Raw genomic sequence first — 21,585 nt, forward strand, 5'->3', positions numbered from 1 at the left:
TAGGTTCGGGTTTATTCAATTTCCCCTGCAATAAGTAGGGGAATAGCCGAAATGGAGAAGATTATGGCAATCGATCTTGAAAAAATGTCGCGCAAAGAACTGCTCGAATTGCGCAATCGGGTCGAAAAGGCGCTAAAAACCGCCGAAGTGCGTGAGCGAAAAGAAGCGTTGAAAGCCGCCGAAAAGGCGGCGGCGGAATATGGGTTTTCGTTGTCTGAATTGTCAGGAGACAGCACTAAGTCGGTAAAATCATCTAAAGCGAAATATCAGAATCCGAACAATCCGTCGCAAACCTGGACCGGGCGGGGCCGCAAACCGCAGTGGGTTCATGACGCCATAAAAGCCGGTGCCGATATTACTGATCTGGAAATCTGATCGGGGGCAAGTGGCAAAATGACTATCCATATTGGAGCCCAAAAAGGCGAGATTGCCGAAACCGTTCTTTTGCCCGGCGACCCGTATCGCGCAAAATGGGCGGCCGAAACGTTTCTTGAAGACGTGAAGCTGGTAAACGAAGTGCGTGGCATGCTGGGGTTCACCGGCACCTGGAAAGGAAATCGTGTTACCATTCAGGGTAGTGGCATGGGGATGCCGTCTCTGTCGATCTACGTGAACGAATTGATCCGTGACTACGGCGCCAAAACTCTGATCCGGATCGGGTCATGTGGCGGGATGCAAGACAGTGTGAATGTGCGTGATGTTATTCTGGCGATGACGTCGACCACACTCAGCACCCCTTCGCGCGGGATCATGAGAGAAATGAACTTCGCCCCTTGCGCGGATTGGGGTCTTTTGCAGTCTGCAGCATTGGCTGCACAAGCCAAAGGTACGCCAACCCATGTTGGCGGCATCTATTCATCCGATGTCTTTTATGACGAACGCCCGGACCTGAACGAACAAATGGTTCGGCACGGTATTTTGGGTGTCGAGATGGAAGCGGCAGAGCTTTACATCCTTGCCGCGCGTCACAAATGCCGCGCATTGGCGGTACTGACAGTCTCGGACCACCTGTTGACCGGCGAAGCCCTGCCCTCCTCGGACCGAGAAAGCAGTTTTGGCGACATGGTCGAAATCGCGCTGCAGGCGGCGTTCCCGGACAGCTGAATTGCGCGATATCTAGCGCCCGTGCGTGCGGTCATATCCGTTGCGCGCGGGGCTGCGCCATCCCTCAAGCGCACCTTCAGCCGGGGCAAAGGTTTCTACCAGCAGGGGATAACACGATGCTGTATCCGATGAATGCTCGGACGAGCAATCACCGCCCGGGCACGCGCTTAGATTTCCCAGCAGGTCAATCTCGGCGAAAAACTCAAGATAGTCTCCCGGACGGACAGGTGAGGCTTTCATGAAATACTGCCCGGTATCACGCGTGAAACCGGTGCACATGAACACGTTCAATACATCATGTACCGCAGGCTCGGCTTCGGCCAAAGAGACGCCCAAATGATCCGCCAGCGCGCGTGTCAGATTCGAATGGCAACAGTGATGGTACTGGGATCCAGCTAGCAGATTACCGGTATAGGGATCACATCGGGTCCCGATCACATCGTGCACCGACCCGCCGAAATCATCGATTCCGTACCACCCCAGCGTATCTGCAATGATTGTCGCCATCGGTCGCATATGTGGAAAGCTCGACCACATGCGCTCACCCACGGTGATATGTGTGCCATGCAACGCGCGCGTCTTGCCGGAATAGAACCGCTCGGAAAGGTCGTTGAGGTTCCACAGGTTTAGATCGCCAACTTGCGATCCTTCAACAGAAGTGATCCTAAAGAAATGCCCTGCAGGCACCTCAAAGCATCGCGCATCTCGCGGTGGCACCAACACCTCACCCGTTTTGTGCGCTGTATCACGCGCAGTTTGATAGAGCCCTAGATCGGGTTTTGGTAGCCCTTCATTCGGGTAGCAAATAACGGGCGCAATCGCGCGGCGCGCATCTGCATCCATGGGTGGGCGGGGAGTATTCCGAGATTCTGACATGGGCCGAGAGTGGCGCAGTTCGGCCCGGTGGGAAACCCCCAACAGCAGCTATTGTCCCTTCAGACACTGTGTGGGCTCAACATCAGATTTTGACACCGCGCCACAGTAAGCACAGCGCCACTGGCCCTCGCTTCGATGTTGCCGCCACCTGCAGTCGCGCGTCAGAGACGACGTGCGGGACCGCCAGAAAAAATAGGCAAAAACGCCAGCGGCGAGCAGAAGCAATAGAACGGGCATAGCTCTGCATTGCCTATTGTGTCGTAATTTTCAAGCCCGCGCGACACGGTTAAGCCGCGTTCGCATATTCAAACAATTCTGGTGTTTCGTCTTTGGCCGGAACTTTCGGCTCGGGCGTATAATAGGCCCAAGCTTGCTCCAGAAATTCCAACGCTTTGGCCGCGTCGTGTTTTTGGTTTTGCATGTTCATCGGAGTGACCTTTTTTCGAACTCATCACTCCTCCCTGCGCGGACTTTAAATCCGCGCTCGTACAAGCGCATCGCATAGTTTTGCAGAGGCGGCATGCACTTGCCGCAACCCGGCAAGTGCTTTGTTTTGGTGCGTGATCAGACCGCGCGGTCCACCATCATCTTCTTGATTTCTGCAATCGCTTTGGCCGGGTTCAGACCCTTGGGACAGGTCTTGGCGCAGTTCATGATGGTGTGGCAGCGATACAGCTTGAACGGATCTTCCAGCTCATCCAAGCGCTCACCGGTGGCCTCATCCCGACTGTCGATGATCCAGCGGTAAGCATGCAACAGCGCGGCAGGGCCGAGATAGCGGTCGCCGTTCCACCAGTAGCTGGGGCACGAGGTCGAGCAACTGGCACACATCACACATTCATAGAGACCATCCAATTTCTTGCGGTCTTCGATGGATTGCTTCCACTCTTTTGCCGGACGATTGGTCTTAGTCTCCAACCACGGCATGATCGAGGCGTGTTGGGCGTAGAAATGAGTCAGATCAGGGATCAGGTCCTTGACCACCGGCATATGGGGCAGCGGGTAGATCTTCACGTCGCCCTTGATCTCATCCATCCCATAGATACAGGCCAGCGTGTTAATGCCGTCGATGTTCATCGCGCAGGACCCGCAGATGCCTTCGCGGCACGAACGGCGGAAGGTCAGAGTCGGATCGATCTCATTCTTGATCTTGATCAGAGCGTCCAGAACCATCGGGCCGCAAGTATCCATATCGACGAAATAAGTATCGACGCGCGGGTTCTGGCCATCATCCGGGTTCCAGCGATAGATCTGGAATTTGCGCACATTGGTCGCGCCGTCGGGCTTGGGCCAGGTTTTACCGGTGGTGATCCGGGAATTCTTGGGGAGGGTCAGTTGTACCATAAGTTCCTCTCCTTAGAACGTCCGCGCCTTGGGCGCGATTCTTTTCATGCTTATGCCGCCCTCGTCTTCGGTCGTCAGCGGATCAACGATAACCGGACGGTAGCTAAGCTCTACTTTATTGCCATCGACACGGCTGACCGTGTGGACGCGCCAGTTCTCATCGTCGCGCTCGGTGAAATCTTCATGGGCGTGCGCACCGCGGGATTCCTTACGCGCCTCAGCACCAACGATGGTGGCGAGCGCGCTTGGCATCAGGTTGGTAAGCTCGAGCGTCTCCATCAGATCGCTGTTCCAAACCAACGATCTGTCAGAAACCTTCAGATCATCCATCTTGGCGGCGATCGCGGTCATCTTCTCGACGCCCTCAGCCATGGTCTTCGAGGTGCGGAAAACCGCCGCGTCCTCTTGCATGGTGCGCTGCATCTCAAGCCGCAGATCTGCGGTTGGAATTGCGCCGCTGGCGTTGCGCGCCGCATCGAACCTGTCAAACGCCTTATCGACAGAGGCCTGGTTCAGAACCGGGTTCGACGCGTCGGCATCCACAACTTTGCCCGCTCGGATCGCCGCCGCGCGGCCAAAGACCACGAGGTCGATCAGCGAGTTTGAACCAAGACGGTTTGCCCCGTGAACCGAGGCACACCCGGCCTCGCCCACAGCCATCAGGCCAGGGACCACGGCGGTCGGGTTGTCGGCTGTCGGGTTCAGAACTTCACCCCAATAGTTCGTCGGGATACCGCCCATGTTGTAGTGCACGGTCGGCAGAACCGGGATCGGTTCTTTGGTAACATCAACCCCTGCAAAAACGCGCGCAGATTCTGAAATGCCCGGTAGGCGTTCCGCCAAAGCTTCGGCTGGCAAATGGCTGAGGTTCAGGTGGATGTGGTCGCCGTTGTCACCATGTCCGCGCCCTTCGCGAATTTCCATGGTCATTGAACGGCTAACGTAGTCGCGCGGCGCGAGGTCTTTGTACTGAGGCGCGTAGCGCTCCATGAACCGCTCGCCCTCCGAGTTGGTCAGGTATCCGCCTTCACCACGTGCACCTTCGGTGATCAGGCAGCCCGATCCGTAGATGCCGGTTGGGTGGAACTGAACAAATTCCATATCCTGCAGCGCAAGACCCGCGCGGGCCACCATACCGCCACCGTCGCCGGTGCAGGTATGTGCCGAGGTTGCACTGAAATAGGCGCGGCCATAGCCGCCGGTCGCCAGAACAACCATCTTGGCGTTAAAGACGTGCATTGTGCCGTCGTCCAACTTCCAGCACACGACACCCTGACACTGTCCGTCCTCAGACATTATCAGATCAATGGCGAAATACTCGATGTAGAACTCGGCGTTGTTCTTCAGCGACTGACCATACAGCGTGTGCAGGATCGCATGACCGGTCCGGTCGGCGGCGGCACAGGTCCGCTGCACAGCGGGGCCTTCGCCAAATTCGGTGGTGTGGCCACCAAATGGGCGCTGATAGATCTTGCCTTCTTCGGTCCGGCTGAATGGCACTCCGTAATGTTCTAGCTCATATACGGCTTTGGGTGCTTCACGCGCCAGGTATTCCATCGCATCGGTGTCACCCAGCCAGTCCGAGCCCTTGACGGTGTCATACATGTGCCACTGCCAATGGTCTGGCCCCATATTCGACAAGGACGCCGCAATGCCGCCTTGGGCGGCCACTGTGTGTGACCGGGTCGGGAATACCTTCGTCACGCAAGCGGTGCGCAAACCCTGCTCGGCCATGCCCAATGTTGCACGCAGACCCGCGCCACCGGCACCGACAACCACCACGTCATATTCGTGGGTTTCGTATTCATATGCTGCTGTCATTGTTCTTGTTCCTTACTGCGCATATCCGAGAGCCAGACGCGCGAGCGCAAACAGACCCGCAGCAATCAGTGTGTATGCAAAAGCCTGCGCTGCCATCAGCGCCAGCTTTTCCGCGACGCCATGCACGTAGTCCTCAATCGCTTCCTGGGCTTCGCGCAACAAATGCGGGACGACAACAACCAGTGTCAGACCCATGATAATCGCCGGGAACGGGCGGCTGTAATAGGCCAGAGCCTCTTCGTAGGTTCCACCTAGGGCGTGCCCGAAGGTAAATACAAACAGCGGAACAAGGATGACCAATGCCGCCGAGCTGAGCATCATTTGCCAGTGGTGATGTGTACCTGCACGTCCGGCCCCCATGCCCTGTGCGCGTTTACGGTCTGTGAGAAACTGCATCGCGAACCTCCCCTTAAAGCGCTACGGCTGTGATCAGAGCCAGAACAGTTGCCAGCACGAACATGCCAATGCCCATCTTCTCGGACACTTCAACATTCACGCAATATCCCAGATCCCAGATGACGTGCCGCAAACGGCCCAGCATGTGATAGAAAATGGCCCAAGCCGCGCCGAACATGATCAGATCCCCCAGGAAACTGGTCATCAATCCATTGATCAGCTCAAAGGCGCTTTCCGATGTGGCCGCAGCAAGTAACCACCAGACGACCAACAAAGCCAAACCAAAAGACGCAAGACCCGTGATGCGCACCATAATCGAAGATATGGACGTCATCTGTGGACGATAGATCGTCAAATGTGGAGAAAGCGGGCGGTTGCCTCGATTTACATCGGCCATGTTGGCTCCTTTTCGGTTGGCTACCGAACGTTTTACTGTTTTTTACGACTCTGTCACGCGCTGCAGGTGCAAAATCCAGTAAATTTAACGCAAAATCGCTGATAAGCCGTGTTTGTGATCACACAAAATATTCTCGTGATCACAAATCACATTCGATACCGCCAATGTTAGCGTTTTCAATGAAAAAGCAATGTGATCACGAATCTATTATTGGAGCGGCGTCAGCCCTGCAGTCTGCTGTGTCACCTCGCGTAAAAGCTTCTTGCGAATACGTTCGGGATAATCCGCGAAGCCTGCTGCAGAGACAACGAAGGCCCCCTCGCCAACGATGACGTTCTCAAAGAAATAGGCTGTCAGATCGGGTTCACTTTCTTCAATCGCGATCGCGTTCACGGTGATGCCGCGATCCCGCAGTTTGGCGTGGATGGTCGACGGCTCGATTCCTTCATTCGAAATTCCGTCGCCCGAAAGATCAATAAGATGCCTTTCGCATTCGGGCACGTCGTCAAAGCTGGCAACCGTCATATCGAGCGCCTCACCTATCGCAGTTGAGAAGTTACGCCAGACACGAGGGTCAGCTGCGACCTGATCAGCAAAACGGTCCAGGGTGTTAAAACTATCGATCCGGGTCCAGGGGATCGTGATCCTCTGGCGAGAACTGCCTGTCCATTGCACAAGCATCAGCCGAGCCTGTCCGCGCACCAAGGCCTCGGATACGATAGGGTCCCGCAGACCTGCGGCAAGACCGTCCATTTGGATACGATATTCCTCGGAATCAACCGAGCCTGAAACGTCTACGGCCAAGGCCAGAGCCAAATCACAAGCATAGGCCTGAGATGCCAGATACAGGCTGGCGGCGAGCGCACGAAACATCATCATGCGCCAAGCGTAGCATGGATTTCGCGGACCGTGATCACTTGAATGTCAGCCGCCAGAAGGCATTGGCTACATCGGCATAAGAGCCCAATAATCCAAATCTAGCAGAACGTTAGGAAGATATCTCCCCTCGTCATTGCGCAAAGTGAAAGGCTCGCCGCCTTTGGTCGCAACAAGGCGCAAGCGGATGGCACCGATTCCGGGAGTTCCGGTCTCGGCCTTGTCCAAAACCTCGGACCAGGCTTTGATCGTATCGCTCGAGAAACAAGGGTTGGCGTGGGCACCTCCGTTCAGACCAACGATCATCTGCGCATTCGCCAGGCCATTAAACGACAAGGCACGCGCCATTGAGATAACGTGGCCGCCATAGATCAACCGCCCCTCTGGTCGGAAGGTGAGGTCGAAATGCACTTTGGCGGTGTTCTGCCACAGGCGGGTGGCCAGCATGTGCTCGGCCTCTTCGACGGTCACGCCATCGACGTGATCAATCGTTTCTTCCGTGTTGTACGCATCCCAGCGGTGGTTTTCGCCGGATTGTACAAAATTGTATTTCGAGAAATCGAGCCCCTGCGGTACCACCAGATCGCTGACATCAAGCGCCTTTTTCAGATTGGGCACCACCGTCTCTGGTGCAGGCGCATCGAGGTTTGATTTGCGCACCATGACCCAGCGAACATACTCGATCACCACTTCGTCGCGCTGGTTCAGCCCGCGGGTGCGGACCCAGACGACACCTGTTTTGCCGTTCGAGTTCTGCTTGAGGCCGATCACCTCAGATTCAGCGCGCAGCGTATCACCGGGGTAGACCGGTTGCAGCCAGCGCCCTTCGGCATAACCCAGATTGGCGACTGCATTCAGCGAGATATCGGGAACCGTTTTACCGAACACCACATGGAAGGCCGCCAGATCGTCAATCGGACTTTGCGGCAGGCCACAATTCCGGGCGAACTCATCCGAGGAATAGAGTGCGTGTCGCGCGGGATAGAGCGCGTGATAAAGCGCGCGCTCGCCATCCGTCACCGTGCGCGGCACGGCGTGATGCAGGATCTGCCCGACTGAATAATCCTCGAAAAAGTTACCCGGATTGGTTTTTGCCATTATTGCTGTCCCAGTTTCATGTCGGGGGTGTAATCAGCGGCGACCTCTTTGGTCACAGCCTGCGCGCAACGCATCACGTTATTTGCGGCGTCAAAGGCATAGGACGGGTCGCCATAAAGCTCCCATCCCATTGCCAACGCGTCCGAGACCTTGTGGCAGAAGGCTGATGTGTCTTCCTCGGTCAACAAACGATAAAGTTTCGCCATTGATTAGGCCCCTTATCCACCAAACGGAGACGGACCAACCAGCCCGTGAATATAGCCCACAACGCCCAGCAGCACGATGGAGCCCACAAAGAACATGGCATCTTTGCCGTATGTGCCGGGTTCGCCCGGCGCCCAGTCTGGTTCGGATTTGTTGATCACGATCACTTCGACAATTGCCCAGGCCAGCAAGCCACCAAACAGGATGATCGAGGCCAGATCACCGTTCACCAACAGGTGCGCAAATGCCCAGAGTTTAAAGCCACCCAGCATGGGGTGACGGACCTTGTTCAACAGGCGACCTTTGGTTCCCGCAGGGCTGGCCAGATAGAACGCGATCAACACCAGCAGGTTGTTGACGTGAATCAGAAAGGTTGGCGGCGCCCAGACATATATGAAATCGGTCATGCGATAACCGAAGATCATCAACAATACCGAGGCCACCAAGGCGAGCGCCACGACGCCCTTGCCCGCGTCGCCCATGGCGGCACGTCGTTCCGGCATCGCGCGCTTAAAAAGATGTGCGGCCCACCAAAGTGCCACACCAAGGATCAGAAGAACAAAGCCCATACTGGCTTACCCCGCTTGCAAAGCTACTATCGCCTCTGCTTTTGCCAGAGTTTCGCGGGCAGTTACAACGTGTAGGTTTTCAACAATCTTGCCATCGACAACGGCGACCCCCTGCCCCTGCGACTCGGTTTCCTCGAAAGCGGCAATCTGACGGCGAGCCAGATCAATCTCATCCTCGGAAGGGGCAAAGGCGGAGTTTGCGATGTCGACCTGGGCCGGGTGGATCAGGGTTTTGCCATCAAAGCCCATGTCGCGGCCCTGGGCACACTCGGCGGCCAGACCGTCGGTGTCCTTGAAGGCATTGTAGACGCCATCGACGATGATCAGCCCCTCTGCCTTGGCCGCCAACAGGCACAGGCCAAGCGAGGTCATCATCGGCAAACGGTCGGGGCGGAAGCGCGTCTGAAGCTCTTTCGCAAGATCGTTGGTCCCCATGACAAAGCCTGCCATCAGCGGATGTGCGGCAATTTCGGCTGCGTTCAGCATCCCGCGCGGCGTCTCCATCATCGCCCAGATCGGCAGGTCTCCGGTGATTGAGGTCAGCGCATCCACATGCGCAGCAGAACTCACCTTTGGCAACAGAACGGCATCTGCATCCATCTCGCGCACGGCTTCGGCATCCGCGCGCCCCCATTCGGTATCAAGCCCGTTGATCCGCACGATCTTGACCCGAGCGCCATAGCCTCCGGCGGCCAAAGCCGCCTTGAGGGTCTCGCGCGCGTTCTCTTTCTCATCAGCCGCAACCGCGTCTTCAAGATCAAAGATGATGGCGTCCACCGGCAATGTGCGGGCCTTATCAAGCGCGCGTTCACGCGAGCCGGGGATGTATAGTACCGAGCGATAGGGGCGTTGGCGCGGGTCCACTGGACTCTCCCATTGAAATAATGTTGCGCGGAATGGGGCATTTTTTGACGGAAAGTTCAAGAACAAAATCGCCGCAGCGCAGCATTTCCTGCGCTGCGCAACGTGCGTTGCCTTAACGCGATGTCCTTTTGCCTACGGCACGCTGCTTTGAGGAAGAGCTTGAAAGGGGTGACCAATGAAAACGATTATGCTGAAAATGACGATTGGCTTGGGCATCATGGTACTGGCAGCGCAACAAGTCAGCGCACAGAATTGTGCGCCACGCGAAGACGTGATCAAGCGATTGACAAAGTCATATGGCGAAACCCGACGAGGCATCGGTATTGCGCGTCGGGGAGCGGTGATGGAGGTTTTTGCCTCGGACCAAACCGGCAGCTGGACCATTGTTGTGACCTTGCCGGAAGGTGTGACCTGCCTGATCGCCTCAGGCCAGTCTTATGAAACACTGGCCGAAGCATTGCCGCCCAACGCCTAAACCAGCGCATCCCAAATAAGTTTGCTTCCCGTCAGGGTCAGCAAGACGTAGGCAATGTTGAAAAACAATCGTTCGGAGAGCATGAAATGCGCCCGGACGCCCAGCCAGGCCCCGAGGATCGCAAACGGGGTCAGCAAGAGGTCTGCCAAGGCTGTGTGCCAGGTGAAGAGGCCCAGATAGGCGAAGGGCACGAATTTGACGGCGTTGATTACCCAGAAGACCAGCACGGTCGAGGCTTGAAATTCGGTTTTCGTCAGGCGTTGTGACAGCAGGTACACGGCGGCGGGTGGGCCGCCCGCATGGCTGACAAAGCTGGTGAATCCGGCGATAAGCCCGGCAAACAGGCCCGCCGATGGAGGCAACCGGTTGGCAAAACCCCGCACCCAGCCTCTGGTCTGGGCAACGTGCCAGATCACGAAACCGACCGATATTCCGCCAATCAACAGACGTAGCAGATCGTCATCCGTCGCACGATAAAGCCACGCGCCCAGCGCGATACCGGGTACTGCGCCCAACATCAGAAGGCGCGAATCCGGCCAGCTCCAGCGTTTCCAATACGGCTTTAACGTCGCCAGATCGATCACCATCAGTATCGGCAGCATTAGCGCTAGCGCCTGTCCTGGCGTCAGTATCAGAGCCAGAATCGACGAAGATGCAAACGCCACTCCCGAGCCGAACCCACCTTTCGAGATGCCCGCGAAGATCACCGCCGGGATCGCCACTGCAAAAAACATCAGGTTCATGTCGAACATCAGGCACCCCGGAAATATGCATGATTCACAGGCGGTTTAGCGCAATCGGCGGGGTGGGTGCAAACGGTATGCGGTGGCATGCCGCGCCGCAGAAGGCTTGCGTGACGCCGCTTTTGCGACTAGCACAACCGCGATTTCAAAACCGACCGGAGATATTCCAAATGGCCAGACCCAAGATCGCGCTGATCGGCGCAGGTCAGATCGGCGGCACGCTCGCCCACCTCGCTGCAATGAAAGAACTTGGTGACGTCGTGCTGTTCGACATCGCCGAAGGCACCCCGGAAGGAAAGGCGCTGGACATCGCCGAATCCGGCCCCTCGGAAGGCTTCGACGCCAAACTGAAGGGCACCCAGTCCTATGAGGACATCGCCGGTGCCGACGTCTGCATCGTCACCGCTGGCGTGCCGCGCAAGCCGGGCATGAGCCGCGACGACTTGCTGGGCATCAACCTGAAGGTCATGAAATCGGTCGGTGAAGGCATCGCCGCAAACGCTCCGGATGCGTTCGTCATCTGCATCACCAACCCGCTGGACGCGATGGTTTGGGCGCTGCGTGAATTCTCGGGCCTGCCGCACAACAAAGTCTGCGGCATGGCGGGCGTTCTGGACTCGGGCCGTTTCGCACACTTCTTGTCGGAAGAGTTCAATGTGTCCATGCGCGACGTCACCGCTTTTGTTCTGGGCGGCCATGGCGACACGATGGTGCCTTCGGTGCGCTACTCGACCGTTGCCGGTATCCCGCTGCCCGATCTGGTAGAGATGGGCTGGACCACGCAGGAAAAACTGGACGCCATCGTTCAGCGCACCCGTGACGGCGGCGCAGAAATCGTTGGCCTGCTGAAGACCGGCTCGGCTTTCTATGCACCGGCGACTTCGGCGATCGAAATGGCCGAAGCCTACCTGAAAGACCAGAAACGCGTTCTGCCCTGTGCTGCCTATTGCAACGGCGAACTGGGTGTCGACGGCATGTATGTCGGCGTGCCTACCGTAATCGGTGCAGGTGGCATCGAGCGCGTCGTCGACATCAAGCTGAACGAAGAAGAACAGGCCGGTTTCGACAATTCGGTCAATGCCGTTAAGGGCCTGATCGAAGCATGCAAGGGTATCGACAGCTCGCTGGCCTAAGTCACGAACCCTAGAACCAATGAACCGGCCCTCTTCACGGGCCGGTTTTCTTTTACACGGTGCCAAGCTGGCTAAAAGATGTTCGCGCAAACGTCGCAAAACTCATCTATGAATGTGTTTTGTGGGCATGATCCCGGATCATCGAATCAATTTCCACGCCCCGCAATTTTTGTGATCACACCCCAAAAACCTGTGATCACAAATACTGAAAATCTTCGACAATTTCCCGTGACCCGTCAAAAAACTCTTTAATTTTGGCGCTTAGACACCCCTATAACGGTGTAATCGTAGTCAGACGGGACAATTTCGATGAACATTCACGAATATCAAGCCAAAGCGCTTCTTCGCAGCTATGGCGCTCCGGTCTCCGATGGTCGCGCAGTTCTGCGCGCCGAGGAAGCCAAAACCGCAGCCGGTGAATTGGACGGGCCGCTTTGGGTCGTCAAGGCGCAAATCCACGCGGGTGGTCGCGGCAAGGGTTCCTTTAAAGAGGCCGACGCCGGTGAAAAAGGCGGTGTCCGTCTGACCAAATCGGTGGAAGAAGCCGCCGAAGAAGCCAAAAAGATGCTGGGCCGCACGCTGGTCACCCATCAGACCGGCCCCGCAGGCAAGCAAGTGAACCGCATCTACATCGAAGCCGGTTCGGGCATCGAACGTGAACTTTACCTGGCCCTGCTGGTGGACCGCCAGACCAGCCGTATCTCATTCGTATGCTCGACCGAAGGCGGCATGGACATCGAGGAGGTGGCCGCTGCGACGCCTGAGAAAATCCTGTCCTTCTCGGTTGATCCCGCCACTGGTTATCAGCCCTATCACGGCCGCCGCATCGCGTTCTCGTTGGGACTGGAAGGCGCGCAGGTCAAACAATGCGTCAAGCTGATGAACCAGCTCTACAATGCCTTCGTCGAGAAGGACATGGAGATGCTGGAGATCAACCCGCTGATCGTCTCGGACAAGGGCGACCTGAAAGTACTGGACGCAAAAGTCGGCTTTGATGGTAACGCGGTATACCGCCACCCGGATATTGCCGAGTTGCGCGACACGACCGAGGAAGACCCCAAGGAACTGGAAGCGTCCAAATACGACCTGAACTACATCGCGCTGGACGGTGAGATCGGCTGCATGGTCAACGGTGCCGGTCTGGCGATGGCCACGATGGACATCATCAAGCTTTACGGTGCCGAGCCTGCCAACTTCCTGGATGTGGGCGGTGGCGCGACCAAAGAGAAAGTAACCGAGGCGTTCAAGATCATCACCTCGGATCCGAACGTCAAAGGCATTCTGGTCAACATCTTCGGCGGCATCATGCGCTGTGATGTGATTGCCGAGGGCGTCGTTGCCGCGGTGAAAGAGGTGGGCCTGCAGGTCCCGCTGGTCGTGCGTCTGGAAGGCACGAATGTCGAGAAAGGCAAAGAGATCATCAACACCTCGGGCCTCGATGTGATCGCGGCGGACAACCTGAAAGACGGTGCCGAGAAGATCGTGAAGGCCGTCAAAGGCTGAGTGTCATCCCGTAGGGTGGGCGTCAGCCCGCCTTTCCCAAGATTTTGGCGGGCAGAAGCCTGCCGTATAAAGGAGAACGCCAGATGGCAGTCCTCATCGACGAAAATACCAAAGTGATCTGTCAGGGCTTTACCGGCTCGCAGGGCACATTCCACAGCGAACAGGCCATCGCCTATGGCACCAAGATGGTCGGCGGCGTGACCCCCGGCAAAGGCGGGATGACACATCTTGACCTGCCCGTGTTCAACTCGGTCCACGAGGCCAAGCATGTGACCGAAGCCAATGCCAGCGTGATCTACGTGCCGCCGCCGTTTGCAGCGGATTCGATCCTCGAGGCGATTGATGCCGAGATGGAAGTGATCGTCTGCATCACTGAAGGCATCCCCGTTCTGGACATGATGAAGGTGAAGCGTGCGCTGGAAGGGTCGAACTCGCGCCTGATCGGCCCGAACTGCCCCGGTGTCATCACGCCCGACGCCTGCAAGATCGGCATCATGCCCGGCCACATCCACAAGCGCGGCTCGGTCGGCGTTGTGTCGCGTTCGGGCACCCTGACCTATGAGGCCGTCAAGCAGACCACCGATGTAGGTCTGGGCCAGTCCACCTGCGTCGGCATCGGCGGCGACCCGATCAAAGGGACCGAGCATATCGACGTGCTGGAATGGTTCCTGGCGGATGACGAAACCGAGTCGATCATCATGATCGGTGAAATCGGTGGCTCGGCCGAGGAAGAAGCTGCACAGTTCCTGGCGGATGAGGCCAAGAAAGGCCGCAAGAAGCCCACGGCAGGGTTCATCGCGGGCCGCACGGCCCCTCCTGGCCGCCGCATGGGCCACGCGGGCGCCATCGTCGCCGGCGGCAAAGGCGGCGCCGAGGACAAGATCGAAGCCATGCGCTCGGCTGGTATCGTCGTGGCCGAAAGCCCGGCGCAGCTGGGTGAAGCTGTGCTGGAAGCCATCGGTTGACCAGAATTTGACTGCTTTGGGAGGAGCGGTAAACATGACTTTCGGCGAAGCCATTAAAACCTGTTTCTCCAAGTTTTTCACCTTTTCGGGCCGTGCCTCGCGGCCCGAATATTGGTTTTTTTTCCTGTTCATCGTGATCTGGAGCATCATTGCCGGGATCATCGACTGGCAGTTCTTCACTCAGGTCGCAGTGACTGAAACCGAAACATCCAAATCCGTCACGGCCACCTCAACAGGCCCGGTCCAAAGCATCGTCAGCCTGATTGTCTTCTTCCCGCATCTGGCCGTTGCATGGCGGCGGATGCATGATACCGGGCGCAGCGGGCTTTATGCTCTGCTGCCGATCCTGCTGATACTTGGTGCGCTTGCCGTCCTGATCTTTGGCATCGGCCTTGCCAGCCAGTTCCATGGCGGCACGTTGGATATCCTGTTCACCCGCGCAACTCTTCTTATTGTCATTCCGACACTTCTTGTCCTGTTTGTGTCGCCCCTCCTGGTTCTGTGGTGGCTGACCCGCCCCAGCGAACCAGGCACCAACCAATACGGTCCCAACCCATATGAGGTAGCCCAATGACCGAACACTCGCCCAACACCGCCTTTCATGCCTCAAGCTTCATGCAGGGGCATAATGCCGAATATCTGGAGCAGCTTTATGCCCAGTACACCAAGAACCCCGGTGCGGTCGACGCAGCCTGGGTCGAGTTCTTCAAGGCCATGGGCGATGACGCGCCGGATGTGCAGCGCGAGGCCGAGGGCCCTTCGTGGGCGCGCAGCGATTGGCCTCCGATGCCTGCCGATGATCTGACGGGTGCGTTGACTGGCGAGTGGGCCGAGATCGACGCCAAAGCAGCGGGCAACAAAATCAAGGATAAGGCGGCGGCCAAGGGTGTTGAGGTCAGTGATGACCAGATCAAGCGCGCGGTGCTGGACAGCCTGCGGGCGCTGATGCTGATCAGGGCCTATCGTATCCGGGGCCATCTGGCAGCTGATCTGGACCCGCTGGGCATGCGCGCCGCCAGTACGCATCCCGAGCTGGACCCGAAGACTTACGGGTTCACCGATGCTGACATGGATCGACCGATCTTTATTGACAACGTGCTGGGCCTGCAGATGGCCAGCATGCGCCAAATCGTCGAGATCGTGAAGAGGACCTATTGCGGCACCTTCGCGCTGCAATACATGCATATCTCGAACCCGGAAGAGGCCGCGTGGCTGAAGGAACGCATCGAGGGGTTCGGTAAGGAAATCGCCTTCACCAAGGAAGGCCGCAAGGCGATCCTGAACAAGATGGTCGAGGCCGAGGGTTTCGAGAAATTCCTGCATGTGAAATACATGGGCACCAAGCGGTTTGGTCTGGATGGTGGCGAGGCGCTGATCCCTGCGATGGAACAGATCATCAAGCGCGGCGGCGCCTTGGGCCTCAGCGATATCGTCATCGGTATGCCACACCGGGGTCGTCTGAACATTCTGGCCAATGTGATGGGCAAGCCCTATCGCGCGATCTTCAACGAGTTTCAGGGCGGCAGCTTCAAGCCTGAGGACGTAGATGGGTCAGGTGACGTGAAATATCACCTCGGCGCCTCCAGCGACCGCGAGTTTGATGGCAACAGCGTGCACCTGTCGCTGACGGCGAACCCCTCACACCTTGAGGCGGTAAACCCTGTCGTTCTGGGCAAGGTCCGCGCCAAGCAGGACCAGTTGAACGACGAGGACCGTACCAAGGTCATGGGCATCCTCCTGCACGGTGATGCGGCCTTTGCCGGTCAGGGCGTTGTCGCCGAAGGCTTTGGCCTGTCGGGCCTGAAGGGGCACAAGACCGGCGGCACCATGCATATCGTGGTAAACAACCAGATCGGCTTTACCACCGCGCCGCATTTCAGCCGTTCCAGCCCTTATCCCACGGATATCGCGCTGATGGTTGAGGCTCCGATCTTCCACGTGAATGGCGACGACCCCGAGGCGGTGGTGCATGCCGCCAAGGTGGCGACCGAGTTCCGCCAGAAGTTCCACAAGGACGTGGTGCTGGATATCTTCTGCTACCGCCGGTTTGGTCATAACGAGGGTGACGAACCCATGTTCACCAACCCGATCATGTACAAGAAGATCAAGACGCATAAAACCACGTTGTCGTTGTATACCGAGCGCCTTGTCAGGGACGGGCTTATCCCCGAAGGCGAGATTGAAGACATGAAGGCGGCCTTTCAGGCACATCTGAATGAAGAGTTCGATGCCGGGAAAGACTACAAGCCAAACAAAGCCGACTGGCTGGATGGGCGCTGGTCGCATCTGGACAAGCATAAAGACGAATACATGCGCGGTGAAACCGCAATTACACCAGAGACGCTGGCCGAGATCGGCACCGCTCTGACCAGCGCCCCCGAAGGTTTTGCGATGCACAAAACCGTGGGCCGGTTGCTGGACCACAAGAAACAGATGTTCGAAAACGGAACCGGCTTTGACTGGGCAACGGGCGAGGCTCTGGCGTTTGGCTCTCTGCTGACCGAAGGCTACCCTGTACGTTTGGCCGGACAGGACGCGACGCGTGGCACGTTCAGCCAACGCCATTCCGGATTTGTCCATCAGGAAACCGAGGAACGGTATTACCCGCTGAACAATATCCGCAAGGGCCAATCACATTATGACGTGATTGACTCGATGCTGTCCGAATACGCGGTGCTTGGGTTCGAGTATGGCTATTCACTGGCCGAGCCCAACGCGCTTGTTCTCTGGGAGGCACAGTTTGGCGATTTCGCCAACGGGGCACAGATCATGTTCGATCAGTTCATCAGTTCGGGTGAATCGAAGTGGCTGCGGATGTCTGGTCTGGTCACGCTGCTGCCGCATGGGTTCGAAGGGCAAGGCCCAGAACACTCATCTGCACGGCTTGAGCGGTTTCTGCAAATGTGCGGTCAGGACAACTGGATCGTGGCGAACTGCACAACGCCTGCGAACTATTTCCACATCCTGCGCCGTCAATTGCACCGGACCTTCCGCAAGCCGCTTATCCTGGTGACGCCGAAGTCGCTGCTGCGCCATAAGCTGGCGGTCAGCAAGGCCGAGGAATTCACCACAGGCTCGAGCTTCCATAGGGTGCTGTGGGATGATGCTCAACAGGGCAACTCGGACACTAAACTGGTGGCAGATGACAAGATCAAGCGGGTCGTCATGTGCTCGGGCAAGGTCTATTTTGATCTGCTTGAGGAACGCGACGCGCGTGGCATCGACGACATCTACCTGATGCGGATCGAACAGTATTATCCTTTCCCTGCGCATTCGCTAATCAACGAGCTTGAGCGCTTCAAGGGGGCTGAGATGGTCTGGTGTCAGGAAGAACCCAAGAACCAGGGGGCCTGGACCTTTATTGAGCCCAATATCGAATGGGTTCTGACCCGCATTGGCGCAAAACACACCCGTCCGGTCTATGCCGGTCGCGCAACTTCGGCCTCGCCCGCGACGGGTCTGGCCAGCCAACACAAAGCCCAACAAGAAGCGCTGGTGAACGAAGCGCTGAGCATTGAAGGAAAGTAAACGATGACGATTGAAGTTCGTGTTCCCACGCTGGGCGAGTCTGTCACCGAAGCCACCGTTGCGACATGGTTCAAAAAACCCGGCGATGCAGTCGCCGTAGATGAGATGCTATGTGAACTTGAGACCGACAAGGTCACGGTCGAGGTGCCCTCACCCGCTGCTGGCGTGATGGGCGAGATCGTTGCAGCCGAAGGTGAGACCGTGGGCGTCGATGCCCTGCTTGCCACGATAGCGGCGGGCGAAGGGGCTGCGCCTGCTCCAGCAGCGGCGGCCCCGGCCCCGGCCCCGGCGGCAGCGGCACCCGCAGCATCAGGCGGCAGTGTAGATGTGATGGTGCCGACATTGGGTGAATCCGTCACCGAGGCTACAGTCTCGACATGGTTCAAACAAGTCGGCGACAGCGTTGCACAGGATGAAATGCTGTGCGAATTGGAAACCGACAAGGTCTCGGTCGAGGTCCCTGCCCCGGCGGCAGGCGTTCTGGCTGAAATCGTTGCGCCTGAAGGCAGCACGGTCGATGCTTCTGCCAAATTGGCGGTGATCTCGGGCGCAGCCGCAGGTGCAGCAGCGGCTCCGGTGGCGGCCGTCGCCGCTCCGGCTGCAGCCAGCACAGGTAAAGACGTGTCCAACGCTCCATCGGCTGAGAAAGCGATGGCCGAAGCTGGTCTGTCTGCGGATCAGGTCACTGGCACCGGACGCGATGGTCGTATCATGAAAGAAGACGTGGCAAAGGCAGTTGCAGCAGCTACGGCCCCAGCGCCTGCGGCGGCTGTGCCCGCCCCCGCTGCCCAAACTCCGCGCGCGCCTGTGGCTGCCGAGGATGCGAGCCGCGAAGAGCGCGTGCGCATGACCCGTCTGCGCCAGACCATCGCCAAGCGCCTGAAGGACGCGCAGAACACCGCCGCGATCCTGACCACCTATAACGAGGTGGACATGACCGAGGTGATGGCCCTGCGCAACCAGTACAAGGACCAGTTCGAGAAGAAGCATGGCGTACGTCTGGGCTTTATGTCCTTTTTCACCAAGGCCTGCTGTCATGCGCTGAAAGAAGTGCCCGAAGTGAATGCCGAGATCGACGGCAATGACATCGTCTACAAGAACTTCGTGCATATGGGTGTGGCCGCAGGTACGCCGCAAGGGCTGGTGGTTCCAGTCATCCGGGATGCGGACTCGATGTCTTTCGCAGCGATCGAGAAAGCCATCGCCGAAAAGGGCAAGCGCGCCCGTGATGGTAAACTCTCGATGGCGGAAATGCAGGGCGGCACTTTCACGATCTCGAACGGAGGCGTCTACGGCTCGCTGATGTCTTCACCGATCCTGAACCCGCCGCAATCGGGCATTCTGGGCATGCACAAGATCCAGGATCGTCCCATGGTCATCAATGGTGAGATCAAAATCCGCCCGATGATGTATCTGGCGCTGTCCTATGATCACCGTATTGTGGACGGCAAGGGTGCTGTGACATTCCTTGTCCGCGTAAAAGAGGCGCTGGAAGACCCGCGTCGCCTGCTGATGGATCTGTAAGATGGCGACTCATGTACTGTGGCAAGCCGATGTGGCCGATTTCGATGCCTGGCTGAAGGTGTTCCGCGAGGATCAACCGATGCGCAAGGCCGCGGGTATCCGCGACCTGCATGTCTGGCGCGATCCAGATCAGCGGGATCATGCGATAGCGATGTTCGAGGTTATGAATCTGGATAAGGCCAAAGCCTTTTTTGGGTCCGAAGAACTGGCGATGCACCATGAACGCGGCGGCATTGCGCATATATCAATCAAGCTGCTGGAACCCGTTTGAAATATAGGTACCCGACCCGCCATACCGGATCGGGACGCTGCCGGATCAGCCGGTCGATTTAGGAGAATGTAATGGCAAATTATGACGTCATCGTAATCGGCGCCGGACCAGGCGGCTATGTCTGCGCCATCCGTTGCGCCCAACTGGGCCTTAAAACCGCAGTTGTCGAGGGGCGCGAGACGCTGGGTGGGACTTGCCTGAACGTGGGCTGCATCCCCTCGAAAGCATTGTTGCATGCCAGCCATCAGTTGCACGAAGCCGAACACAACTTTGCAAAGATGGGTCTGAAGGGGAAGTCACCTTCGGTCGATTGGAAGCAGATGCAGGCCTACAAGGACGAGGTCATCGATGGCAACACCAAGGGCATCGAGTTTCTGTTCAAGAAGAACAAGATCGATTGGCTGAAAGGCTGGGGCTCAATCCCTGCTGCAGGCAAGGTCAAGGTTGGTGATGAGGTCCATGAGACCAAGAACATCATTATCGCTTCGGGCTCTGAGCCATCGGCACTGTCTGGCGTCGAGGTTGACGAAAAGGTCGTGGTGACTTCGACTGGCGCGTTGTCTCTGGGCAAAGTTCCCAAGAAAATGATTGTGATCGGTGCCGGTGTGATCGGGCTTGAATTGGGCTCGGTCTACAGCCGTTTGGGCGCAGAGGTGACGGTGATCGAATTCCTCAAGGAAATCACGCCGGGTATGGACCCCGAGGTTCAGAAGACTTTCCAGCGTATCCTGAAGAAACAGGGTTTGAAGTTCGTCATGGGCGCTGCGGTGCAAAAGACCGAAGCCACCAAGACCAAAGCCAAGGTAACGTACAAGCTGCTCAAGGATGACAGCGAGCATGTCATCGATGCCGATACTGTGCTGGTGGCCACCGGGCGCAAGCCATATTCGGATGGGCTGGGGCTGGACGCTTTGGGCGTCGAGATGACCCCGCGCGGCCAGATCAAGGTCGGCAGTGATTGGCAGACCAACGTGCCGGGCATCTACGCCATCGGCGACGTGACCGAAGGCCCGATGCTGGCCCACAAGGCTGAAGACGAGGGCATGGCCGCAGCCGAGCAGGTTGCAGGCAAGCATGGTCATGTGAACTATGGTGTCATTCCGGGGGTCATCTACACTTGGCCCGAGGTGGCCAATGTGGGTGAGACCGAAGCGACACTCAAAGAACAGGGCCGCGCCTACAAGGTCGGCAAGTTCATGTTCATGGGCAATGGCCGGGCCAAGGCGAATTTCGCAGCCGACGGGTTCGTCAAGATTCTGGCAGACAAAGAAACCGATCGCATTCTGGGCGCGCATATCATCGGCCCCGCGGCCGGAGACCTGATCCACGAGGTTTGCGTCGCCATGGAATTCGGCGCATCAGCCGAAGATCTGGCCCTGACCTGTCACGCTCACCCGACCTATTCCGAAGCAGTGCGCGAGGCAGCGCTCGCCTGTGGTGACGGGCCAATTCATAGCTGACCAAACCTGAGCAGGTCCTCTACCTAGTCTCCTTGAGCGGCACCCCGTGTCGCTCAAAACCATTTGCGGCAGGTGATCAGACGCGGTTTACTGACTCCATTGCTTTTGGAAAGGAAGTCAGATGAGCGTCAGTTTACAGGTGATCTATCCCATAGGTACAGAAACACATTTCGATTTCGACTATTATGTCGACACACATCTTCCGCTTGTCGGCGAGCACATGGGGTCACATATCGAACGTACGGTCGTAACCAAAGGCATTGCGGGAGGCCCTGAAGCGCCAGCAGGTCATTACGCGATCGCAACGATCATGTTTGAAGATCAGGACGCCATGAACGACGCTATGTCAAAGGCAGGCCCTGTCCTGGCCGATCTGCCAAACTTCACCAATGTCAAACCGCAGATGCTGATCGGTGAGGTGATCGGCTGAATCA

24 protein-coding genes are annotated in these 21,585 nt (G+C 57.5%); 12 read left to right on the forward strand and 12 right to left on the reverse strand.

What is annotated here, in order from left to right; translation table 11 throughout:
- Positions 1–63 precede the first annotated feature (63 nt).
- Positions 64–375 (forward strand): H-NS histone family protein, encoded by a 312-nt coding sequence (locus ACR0MJ_RS16170; protein WP_170736686.1) that lies wholly within the window; start codon positions 64–66, stop codon positions 373–375.
- Positions 376–393: 18 nt separating this feature from the next.
- The gene (gene deoD / locus ACR0MJ_RS16175) at positions 394–1,104 is read left to right on the forward strand and encodes a purine-nucleoside phosphorylase (RefSeq protein ID WP_170395810.1); all 711 of its coding nucleotides are present in this window, start codon (positions 394–396) and stop codon (positions 1,102–1,104) included.
- Positions 1,105–1,116: 12 nt separating this feature from the next.
- Here the strand turns inward: deoD and ACR0MJ_RS16180 are convergent, their stop codons facing one another.
- The 11 genes from ACR0MJ_RS16180 to ACR0MJ_RS16230 form a co-directional block, all read right to left on the reverse strand.
- A complete protein-coding gene (locus tag ACR0MJ_RS16180) occupies positions 1,117–1,980 on the reverse strand; it encodes an urea carboxylase-associated family protein (protein ID WP_480571522.1) in 864 nt (287 codons plus the stop codon).
- Between the two features lie 286 nt (positions 1,981–2,266).
- Positions 2,267–2,407 carry a hypothetical protein gene (locus tag ACR0MJ_RS16185; protein ID WP_170395806.1) on the reverse strand — a complete coding sequence of 47 codons (141 nt, stop codon included), beginning with the start codon at positions 2,405–2,407 and terminating at the stop codon, positions 2,267–2,269.
- Between the two features lie 137 nt (positions 2,408–2,544).
- Entirely contained in the window at positions 2,545–3,324 is a 780-nt protein-coding gene (locus tag ACR0MJ_RS16190) for a succinate dehydrogenase iron-sulfur subunit (RefSeq protein ID WP_170408332.1), read from the reverse strand.
- A 12-nt stretch (positions 3,325–3,336) separates the two neighbouring features.
- Positions 3,337–5,145, reverse strand: a complete 1,809-nt coding sequence (gene sdhA / locus ACR0MJ_RS16195; protein ID WP_170395802.1) for a succinate dehydrogenase flavoprotein subunit — start codon at positions 5,143–5,145, stop codon at positions 3,337–3,339.
- A 12-nt stretch (positions 5,146–5,157) separates the two neighbouring features.
- Positions 5,158–5,541, reverse strand: a complete 384-nt coding sequence (locus tag ACR0MJ_RS16200) for a succinate dehydrogenase, hydrophobic membrane anchor protein (protein WP_170395800.1) — start codon at positions 5,539–5,541, stop codon at positions 5,158–5,160.
- Positions 5,542–5,554: 13 nt separating this feature from the next.
- Complete coding sequence (gene sdhC / locus ACR0MJ_RS16205; protein ID WP_170395798.1) at positions 5,555–5,938, reverse strand: succinate dehydrogenase, cytochrome b556 subunit; 384 nt, start codon at positions 5,936–5,938, stop codon at positions 5,555–5,557.
- A 207-nt stretch (positions 5,939–6,145) separates the two neighbouring features.
- Positions 6,146–6,817: a DUF1194 domain-containing protein gene (locus ACR0MJ_RS16210; protein ID WP_480454258.1), complete on the reverse strand. Its 672-nt coding sequence runs from the start codon at positions 6,815–6,817 to the stop codon at positions 6,146–6,148.
- A gap of 66 nt (positions 6,818–6,883) precedes the next feature.
- Entirely contained in the window at positions 6,884–7,912 is a 1,029-nt protein-coding gene (locus tag ACR0MJ_RS16215) for a MaoC family dehydratase (RefSeq protein WP_480761757.1), read from the reverse strand.
- A complete protein-coding gene (locus tag ACR0MJ_RS16220) occupies positions 7,912–8,118 on the reverse strand; it encodes a DUF1737 domain-containing protein (protein WP_480587258.1) in 207 nt (68 codons plus the stop codon). Before ACR0MJ_RS16220 ends, ACR0MJ_RS16215 begins: the two co-directional genes overlap by 1 nt.
- A gap of 12 nt (positions 8,119–8,130) precedes the next feature.
- The gene (locus ACR0MJ_RS16225; RefSeq protein WP_170395794.1) at positions 8,131–8,685 is read right to left on the reverse strand and encodes an NnrU family protein; all 555 of its coding nucleotides are present in this window, start codon (positions 8,683–8,685) and stop codon (positions 8,131–8,133) included.
- A gap of 6 nt (positions 8,686–8,691) precedes the next feature.
- On the reverse strand, positions 8,692–9,549 hold the full coding sequence (locus tag ACR0MJ_RS16230) for an HpcH/HpaI aldolase/citrate lyase family protein (protein ID WP_170408337.1): 858 nt from the start codon (positions 9,547–9,549) through the stop codon (positions 8,692–8,694).
- Between the two features lie 175 nt (positions 9,550–9,724).
- On the opposite strand from ACR0MJ_RS16230, the gene ACR0MJ_RS16235 reads away from it, so the two are divergent.
- The gene (locus tag ACR0MJ_RS16235) at positions 9,725–10,024 is read left to right on the forward strand and encodes a hypothetical protein (RefSeq protein ID WP_170408338.1); all 300 of its coding nucleotides are present in this window, start codon (positions 9,725–9,727) and stop codon (positions 10,022–10,024) included.
- On the opposite strand, the gene ACR0MJ_RS16240 is transcribed toward ACR0MJ_RS16235, so the two are convergent.
- On the reverse strand, positions 10,021–10,776 hold the full coding sequence (locus ACR0MJ_RS16240) for a sulfite exporter TauE/SafE family protein (protein ID WP_480707112.1): 756 nt from the start codon (positions 10,774–10,776) through the stop codon (positions 10,021–10,023). The genes ACR0MJ_RS16235 and ACR0MJ_RS16240 overlap by 4 nt on opposite strands.
- A 161-nt stretch (positions 10,777–10,937) precedes the next feature.
- On the opposite strand from ACR0MJ_RS16240, the gene mdh reads away from it, so the two are divergent.
- The 9 genes from mdh (at position 10,938) to ACR0MJ_RS16285 (ending at position 21,581) form a co-directional block, all read left to right on the forward strand.
- The gene (gene mdh / locus ACR0MJ_RS16245) at positions 10,938–11,900 is read left to right on the forward strand and encodes a malate dehydrogenase (RefSeq protein ID WP_170353522.1); all 963 of its coding nucleotides are present in this window, start codon (positions 10,938–10,940) and stop codon (positions 11,898–11,900) included.
- Between the two features lie 309 nt (positions 11,901–12,209).
- Positions 12,210–13,403 (forward strand): ADP-forming succinate--CoA ligase subunit beta, encoded by a 1,194-nt coding sequence (gene sucC, locus ACR0MJ_RS16250; RefSeq protein WP_170395786.1) that lies wholly within the window; start codon positions 12,210–12,212, stop codon positions 13,401–13,403.
- 83 nt (positions 13,404–13,486) lie between these two features.
- Positions 13,487–14,368: a succinate--CoA ligase subunit alpha gene (gene sucD / locus ACR0MJ_RS16255; RefSeq protein WP_010443702.1), complete on the forward strand. Its 882-nt coding sequence runs from the start codon at positions 13,487–13,489 to the stop codon at positions 14,366–14,368.
- Positions 14,369–14,402: 34 nt separating this feature from the next.
- Positions 14,403–14,942 (forward strand): DUF805 domain-containing protein, encoded by a 540-nt coding sequence (locus ACR0MJ_RS16260; RefSeq protein WP_170408341.1) that lies wholly within the window; start codon positions 14,403–14,405, stop codon positions 14,940–14,942.
- On the forward strand, positions 14,939–17,896 hold the full coding sequence (locus ACR0MJ_RS16265) for a 2-oxoglutarate dehydrogenase E1 component (RefSeq protein ID WP_170513076.1): 2,958 nt from the start codon (positions 14,939–14,941) through the stop codon (positions 17,894–17,896). Before ACR0MJ_RS16260 ends, ACR0MJ_RS16265 begins: the two co-directional genes overlap by 4 nt.
- A 3-nt stretch (positions 17,897–17,899) precedes the next feature.
- On the forward strand, positions 17,900–19,420 hold the full coding sequence (gene odhB, locus ACR0MJ_RS16270) for a 2-oxoglutarate dehydrogenase complex dihydrolipoyllysine-residue succinyltransferase (protein ID WP_170408343.1): 1,521 nt from the start codon (positions 17,900–17,902) through the stop codon (positions 19,418–19,420).
- Between the two features lies 1 nt (position 19,421).
- Positions 19,422–19,691, forward strand: a complete 270-nt coding sequence (locus tag ACR0MJ_RS16275; protein WP_170395780.1) for a hypothetical protein — start codon at positions 19,422–19,424, stop codon at positions 19,689–19,691.
- A gap of 71 nt (positions 19,692–19,762) precedes the next feature.
- Positions 19,763–21,151 (forward strand): dihydrolipoyl dehydrogenase, encoded by a 1,389-nt coding sequence (lpdA, locus tag ACR0MJ_RS16280; RefSeq protein ID WP_170626175.1) that lies wholly within the window; start codon positions 19,763–19,765, stop codon positions 21,149–21,151.
- A gap of 121 nt (positions 21,152–21,272) precedes the next feature.
- On the forward strand, positions 21,273–21,581 hold the full coding sequence (locus ACR0MJ_RS16285) for an EthD family reductase (RefSeq protein WP_170513910.1): 309 nt from the start codon (positions 21,273–21,275) through the stop codon (positions 21,579–21,581).
- Positions 21,582–21,585 lie beyond the last annotated feature (4 nt).

Source organism: Ruegeria sp. C6, from assembly GCF_056537625.1.